Source organism: Xanthobacter sp. BG11Y11_SDJG (assembly GCF_057364445.1).
Genome location: NZ_JBNFNU010000232.1, coordinates 1 through 6,752 on the forward strand (window position 1 = coordinate 1; position 6,752 = coordinate 6,752).

The window sequence follows — 6,752 nt, forward strand, 5'->3', positions numbered from 1 at the left end:
GGCGTGGTCCGCCTTCGGCGCTTCCGCCTTCGGGGGCCTCCGGAGCCGTTTCCGCGGGGCCTGCCGGCTGCGCGGCCGGCGCCTGATCCTGCTGGGCCCTCGCCTCTCCCGCGGGCCCCATGGCGAACGCGGCCGCAAGTGCGGCTGCGGCCAGGAGGGACGTCAGTGCCGGACGGGGCAGGCGGGGGGACAGAACAGGCATCGGCAACTCCGCGGAAGTCCTCATGAAAGGACCGGGATAGCCGATTATGGCACCTGGGGCGACGGCGGAAACATGACGTCTTGGCAAGGTTCGCCGGCCGCAGCGCCAGGAGGGACGGCTGCCCGCCCCACGGATTGCGGCGAGACGGCGCAAAGCCAAGAAAAGCCGGCCCCTCAAGGGCCGGCCTCTGGATTTCGCGATGGTGACAACTGCGTGAAAGCGGCGCCGGCCGGCCGCGGCAACCGCCGCCGGGCCTTGCCGGTGGCGGCCGGCCTCAGTTGGCCTTGGTTTCCGGCGCGGCGGCCGGCGCTGCTGCGGCAGTCGGCAGCGGCTTGGGGCTGTGCGAGAGCGAGTTCAGATAGGCGATGAGGTCCGCACGCTCGGTCTCCTTGGCGATGCCGGCGAACGCCATGGCGGTGCCGGGAATGTCGGCCTTCGGATTGGTCAGGAACGTGTTGAGCGCCTGGGGGGTCCAGGTGCCGCCATGGGCCTTCATCGCCGACGAATAGGCGAAGCCCGCGACGCCCGCCACCGGCCGGTCGACGATGCCGTAGAGGTCCGGGCCGACCTTGGCGCCGGCGCCTTCCGCGAAATTGTGGCAGGCGGCGCACTTCTTGGCGACGTTGGCGCCCTTCTCCACCGACGCGGTGGCGAACAGCTGCTCGATCGGGATGGCCGCGGCCTTCGGCGCCTCGCCGGCACCGGGCGCGCCTTCGTTGACGACGATGTCGAAGCCGGGCTTGGCCGGAGCCTGCGGCGTGAACAGGATCTCGGAGACGATGCCGAGGCCGAGGGTCAGCGTCAGCGTCCCCAGAACCGCACCTGCGATCTTGTTCAATTCAAAACTGTCCATCGGCGCTTCGCCCCTCGGTGCCGGCCGCGTCGAGGCCGGGTGATCGCGCGGCTCCGCCGCGGCCCGATGGCCCGGCATGCCGCATGGCATATGGTAAAGCCGGCGCGCGGCCCTTTCCACGCACCGGCTGGGACACTAAGCACTTTGATCGGGAGGGCGCAACCCGTATAAGGCGCGCCCCGATGCCGCTTCCGGCGCGGCCTTTCCGCGCGCTTCCACGAGGCTCGAATCCATGTCGCCGCCCCGAGTCCTGGTGCTGATTCCCGCACGGATGGCGGCGAGCCGCCTGCCCGGCAAGCCGCTCGCGGACGTGGGCGGGCGGCCGATGATCGTCGAGGTGGCGCGCGCGCGGTCGCAGCCGGCATCGGCCGGGTGGCGGTGGCGACCGACGCGCCGGAGATCGCCGACGCCGTTCGCACCGCCGGGTTCGAGGCGGTGATGACCCGCGCCGATCACCCGTCGGGCTCCGACCGCATCTTCGAGGCGCTCGGCCGGCTCGATCCCGCCGGCGCGGTGGAGATCGTCGTCAACGTGCAGGGCGACCTGCCCACCATCGCCCCGCAGACCATCCGCAGCGCGCTGGTTCCGCTCGCGGAGCCGGCGGTGGACATCGCCACCCTTGCCGCCGAGATCACGCGGGAGGAGGAGCGCACCGACCCCAACGTGGTGAAGGTGGTGGGCTCCCCCGCGGGGGAAGGGCTGCTGCGCGCGCTCTATTTCACCCGCGCCACCGCGCCTTATGGCGAGGGGCCGCTCTACCATCACATCGGCCTCTACGCCTATCGCCGGTCCGCGCTGGCGCGCTTCGTGGCGTTGCCGCCCTCGCCGCTGGAACAGCGCGAGAAGCTGGAGCAGCTGCGCGCGCTGGAGGCCGGCATGCGCATCGACGTGGCGGTGGTGGACGCGGTCCCCCACGGCGTCGACACCCCCGAGCACCTGGAGCGCGCGCGTCTCCTGCTTGCGCGGGAGGCGGCGGCGGGAGGATAAGGCGCAGCCGCGCCGAGGCGCGCGGATCGTCAGCGTGTATCGTCAGCGTGTTACGAGGACCCAACGTCATGAGCCGCCGCATCACCTTCCAGGGCGAGCCGGGAGCCAACTCCCACATCGCCTGCCGCGAGGCGTTCCCCGACCACGAGGTGGTGCCCTGCGCCACCTTCGAGGACGCGTTCGCGCTGGTGGAGAACGGCACGGCGGACCTCGCCATGATTCCGATCGAAAATTCGGTGGCGGGCCGGGTGGCCGACATCCATCACCTGATGCCGCATTCCTCGCTCAACATCATCGGCGAGTTCTTCCTGCCGCTGTCGCACCAGCTCATGGCGGTCAAGGGGGCGAGCCTCTCGACCATCAGGACCGTGCAGAGCCACGTGATGGCGCTCGGCCAGTGCCGCCGGGCGATCCGGGAATTGAAGCTCGCCCCGGTGATCGGCGCCGACACCGCCGGCTCGGCGCGCGAGATCGCCGAGGCCGCCGATCCCGCCCGCGCCGCCATCGCCTCGCGCCTCGCGGCGGAGATCTACGGGCTCGACATCCTGGCCGAGAACATCGAGGACGAGGCGCACAACACCACGCGCTTCGTCATCCTCTCGCGCGAGGGCGAATGGGCGCCCGCGGGCAACGGCCCGGTGGTGACCACCTTCGTGTTCCGGGTGCGCAACGTGCCGGCCGCGCTCTACAAGGCGCTGGGCGGCTTCGCCACCAACGGCGTGAATATGACCAAGCTCGAATCCTACCAGATGGACGGGCACTTCACGGCGACCCAGTTCTATGCCGACGTGGACGGCCACCCGGACGACCGTTCGGTGAAGCTGGCGCTGGAGGAACTGGCCTTCTTCTCGCGCGAGATGCGCATTCTCGGCGTCTATGCGGCGAGCCCCTTCCGCGCCGGGCTGACCGCGGGCGACGAGGCGTTTTAATGCGCATAATTCCCTTATTTGGAGTCCGTTTGGGAGGGTGTATATTGTAGGTTGTCTCGAACTATCGGACCGCGAGCGGATTTTGACCAATGCCGGACTCACTGGAGCGCTGGTTAGTAGGCAAATTGAGGCGCACACCCATATTGAATCGCGTGCCGGGATTTAATCCGGCCCTAAGAAGATACTATAGAATAAAATACATATCTGAATACAAAAAAAGAAACCCGCTTACTGTTATAGCTGAAAAAATTGCCTAGATAAATTATCAGAGATCGACATTTTTAGTGAGTATGAATATAGATTGCGAGAGCGTGTTGAAGAATATGAGAAAAGAGCAGAATCATTTATTACGTTGTTGTCATCCGGTGGATTGATATTTATTGCAACGTTGTTTCAGGGGTATCAGAAAAAAATGGGTATTTTGCTCCTTTCGGGAGCGGGGTGCATGATTGTTAGCGCAATACTGATCTCTTATCTGAAATTTTCGCAGATTGATACGTCTATTTCAGAATGGGGGAATGGCAGAAAAATAGATTTGATTTATTGAAGGGGCGTATCGATCTGGCAGAATTTAGCTGGAGAACAGGTAGAAGTCATAGAATGTCATCGGTCTTTGCATTTGTGGCGATGCTTGCAATATTTCTTACATTTGTCGGTATGATTCTTATGTTATATTATTTTTCAGAGATGGTATGAGCATTGATGTTGTTAATGAGGTAAATTGTTCCGTGTGTGAGTGGATGTAGTTCAGTCTCAGCCGCTCAGTGGTCGAAGCGCAAAGTGATGCGGGCGCGATCACCGGCGCGGCCGAACTTCACGTGCTCGCCCAGCTGCTTCAGCATGTAGGCGCCGAACGCGGCCACCTCCTTGGCGTCGCCGAACAGGGCCTCCGGGGAGGGGCGCTCCTTGGGCGCCTCCATCACCTCGCCCTCATAGAGCACCTCGACATCGAGATGGGTCTCGTCGAAGCGGGCGCGCACCTCCACCTCGCTGCCGCCGATGCCGGAATCGGCGAGGATCTCCAGCGCCTGGGCGGCGATGGGAATGGCGGCGGCCACCACGTCGCGCCGCGCGCCCCACAGGTCGCCCTGGCGTTCCAGGAAGTCGCGCATCGCCACGAACGCGCCGGCGCTCGGATCGAGGCGCAGGGCCGCGTCCTTGGCGATGCCGATGCGGAACAGCAGGTTCAGCGCGATGGCGCAGCACGCCCCGACCGTGAGCGGCGTGGAGAACAGCGGCTTCAGCGCGTCCGGCAGCTGGTCGCGCAGGGGCAGGAAGACGATGGACAGGCCCGCAAGAACCGACAGCCCCACCACGAACACCCGCCGCTCCGACAGCCGGCGCGAGGTGATGAGATCCATGCCCGCCACCACCAGATAGGCGGAAGTATAGAGCAGGATGCCGCCGATCACCGGCGAGGGGATGAGGGTGAGGGCGACGATCGCCTTGGGGAAGAAGGCGGTGGCGAAGATCAGGGCGCCGGCCACGATGCCGATCACCCGCGCCGTGGCCTGGGTGGCGAAGGCGAGGCCCACCGAGGAGGAGGAGAGGCCCGCCTGGAAGCCGGACGACAGGCCGTTCAGCATGTTGCCGATGCCGCAGGCGGTCACGGCGCGCTGGGCCGCGCGCATGTCGGCGCGGCGCCAGTCGGCGTCGTTCATCTTCTCCAGCGACACCGTCACCGAGAGCACGTCCACGAGGTTCATCACCACCAGCAGCGCCACCAAAGGGAACAGCGAGGCATCGAGGTGCAGTGCCGGCAGGTGGACCTCCGGCAGCGCCATCCAGGCGGCGGCGGCGATGCGGTCGGCCGAGCCGGCCGGCAGGGCGCCGAGCATGCCGGCGAGCGCCCAGCCGGTGCAGGCGCCGATGAAGACCGCGAACAGCTTCATGCGCTTCGGCGTGAACACCGCCACGCCGACGATCAGGCACAAGGTGGCGAGGCTCACCAGCAGCGCATTCTCCGACGGCGCCAGCGCTGCGCCTTCCATGCCGAGCGCGCGCCGGAGCGCGGGCCCGGCGAGCGAGACGCCGAGCATGGTGACGGCGACGCCGCACACCTCCGGCGGCAGCACCACCCGCAGCGGACGGACCAGCCGCGCCATGCCGAGCTGGCACACTCCGACCAGGAAGGTGGTGGCGGCGAGCAGCCCCATGCCGCCGAGGGTCAGCGCCTGCACCGCCAGGGGAATGGCGCCGGGCGCCGGGATATGGACCGCGAGATAGCCCGAGCCGAAGCGCGTGCGCGCGCATTGGAGCACGGTGGCGAGCCCCATGGACATGGCGCAGGCGGAGAGCATGGCCGAGGTCTCGCGCGCCGAGAGGCCCGCCTCGGTGGCGGCGAGCACGGGATAGATCAGGAAGGTGAGGGCCAGCATGGCGTGCTGGAGCGCCAGCGGCACCAGCGCGGGGATCGGAACCTTGTCGTTCAGGCCGTAGACCAGGCTCGCCGGTCGCCGATGGATGCGCGGGCCGACGCCGGGATCGTCGAACACCAGGGCGATGAGGCGTCGCACAAACGGCCGGCGCGGATGTCCGCGCGGGTGGCGGCTGCCGCTCGCGGCGGCGGGGTGTGCCTCAGGCACGGGCGCCCTCCAGGAAGGCGCGGATGAGGTGGTGTGCGATGGCGACCGGCGGCGGCGCGAACAGGCCGTCCGGATGGGCGCGAGCGAGCATCTGCGCCACCTCGTCCCGGCCGAACCAGCGCGCGGCCTCCAATTCGTTCGGGTCGATGACGATGTCGCGCGACGTCGCCTCGGCGAGGCAGCCGATCATCAGCGACATGGGGAACGGCCAGGGCTGGCAGGTGTGGTAGGTCACTTGGCCGGTGGTGATGCCGGCCTCCTCCAGCGTCTCGCGCCGCACCGCTTCCTCGATGCTCTCGCCGGGCTCGACGAAGCCGGCGAGGCACGACCACATGCCAGGCGCGAACTGGGGCTGGCGGCCGAGAAGGCATTCGTCCCCCCGGTGGGTGAGCATGATGACCACCGGGTCGGTGCGCGGGAAGTGCTGGGCGCCGCAGGACGGGCAGTCGCGCCGCCAGCCGCCCTCGATCACGGTGGTGGCGCCGCCGCAATTGGCGCAGAAGCCGTGCCGCCGATGCCAGCCGAGGAGCGCCTTGCCGCAGGCGATGGGGCCGAGATGCTCCGGTCCCACCAGGCCGCGCACGGCGATGGAGCGCAGGTCGGTGACGATCAGGCCGGCCGCCTCCATCTCCTCGCGGCGGGCGGGATCGAACGGGAAGGCGGCGCGCGGCGCCCCGTCCTGAAGGCCGAGGAATACGGGCGTGCCGCGTCCCCACGCCTCGGCTTCGGGAGCGCCGAAGAGCGGGTCGGCGTTCGCTTCGTCGCCCTTGAGCGCCACCAGCTCTCCGCCGATGAGATACGCGCGGGCCTGGGGCGCGCGCACCAGGTCGTCGCCCTGGGGCCGCAATTGCGCGGCGCGGTCGAGCGGGCTGCCCACATAGCCAAGGGCAGGCCAGGGCCCGAGTTCGGGGCGGGCGGAGGACCGGACAAGGGACATGGAGACGGATGCCGGCGTTCCAGGGGCGGGGAGGGCGACGGTCGCACGCCTCTTGGCGTGAGGCAAGGCAGGCACGCACGCAAAGAAAAGCCCCGTCGCCGGGGCCTTTTCGCGTCGGGAGGGGAGCGCCGTCCGGCGCGCCTCAGTCGTTGAACAGCGGCTGCTGGGCGCCCGCGCTCTCGCCAGCCACGGCCTCGCCGCCACCCTCCTCCGCGCCCTCGGCGCGATCGGCGCGGGAGCGATAGCGACGGCGGCGGCG

5 protein-coding genes and 1 pseudogene are annotated in these 6,752 nt (G+C 68.1%); 3 read left to right on the top strand and 3 right to left on the bottom strand.

Features of this window, described 5'->3' with window-relative positions; genetic code table 11:
- Positions 1–476 precede the first annotated feature (476 nt).
- Positions 477–1,055 (bottom strand): c-type cytochrome, encoded by a 579-nt coding sequence (locus tag AC2W7M_RS16880; RefSeq protein WP_486133460.1) that lies wholly within the window; start codon positions 1,053–1,055, stop codon positions 477–479.
- A gap of 232 nt (positions 1,056–1,287) precedes the next feature.
- On the opposite strand from AC2W7M_RS16880, the pseudogene AC2W7M_RS16885 reads away from it, so the two are divergent.
- The 3 genes and pseudogenes from AC2W7M_RS16885 (at position 1,288) to AC2W7M_RS16895 (ending at position 3,518) form a co-directional block, all read left to right on the top strand.
- Positions 1,288–2,042, top strand: a pseudogene (locus AC2W7M_RS16885) (3-deoxy-manno-octulosonate cytidylyltransferase).
- A 68-nt stretch (positions 2,043–2,110) separates the two neighbouring features.
- The gene (locus tag AC2W7M_RS16890; protein WP_486133462.1) at positions 2,111–2,971 is read left to right on the top strand and encodes a prephenate dehydratase; all 861 of its coding nucleotides are present in this window, start codon (positions 2,111–2,113) and stop codon (positions 2,969–2,971) included.
- A gap of 301 nt (positions 2,972–3,272) precedes the next feature.
- Positions 3,273–3,518 (top strand): hypothetical protein, encoded by a 246-nt coding sequence (locus tag AC2W7M_RS16895; protein ID WP_486133464.1) that lies wholly within the window; start codon positions 3,273–3,275, stop codon positions 3,516–3,518.
- A 214-nt stretch (positions 3,519–3,732) separates the two neighbouring features.
- On the opposite strand, the gene AC2W7M_RS16900 is transcribed toward AC2W7M_RS16895, so the two are convergent.
- Both AC2W7M_RS16900 and nudC read right to left on the bottom strand, forming a co-directional pair.
- Positions 3,733–5,556, bottom strand: coding sequence for a uracil-xanthine permease family protein (locus AC2W7M_RS16900; protein ID WP_486133466.1), 1,824 nt, complete (start codon positions 5,554–5,556; stop codon positions 3,733–3,735).
- The gene (nudC, locus tag AC2W7M_RS16905; protein WP_486133468.1) at positions 5,549–6,493 is read right to left on the bottom strand and encodes an NAD(+) diphosphatase; all 945 of its coding nucleotides are present in this window, start codon (positions 6,491–6,493) and stop codon (positions 5,549–5,551) included. Before nudC ends, AC2W7M_RS16900 begins: the two co-directional genes overlap by 8 nt.
- Positions 6,494–6,752 lie beyond the last annotated feature (259 nt).

Coding starts and splice junctions, on each gene's coding strand:
- AC2W7M_RS16880 (WP_486133460.1), bottom strand. CDS start 1,055: ATGGACAGTTTTGAATTGAACAAGATCGCAGGTGCGGTTCTGGGGACG.
- AC2W7M_RS16890 (WP_486133462.1), top strand. CDS start 2,111: ATGAGCCGCCGCATCACCTTCCAGGGCGAGCCGGGAGCCAACTCCCAC.
- nudC (WP_486133468.1), bottom strand. CDS start 6,493: ATGTCCCTTGTCCGGTCCTCCGCCCGCCCCGAACTCGGGCCCTGGCCT.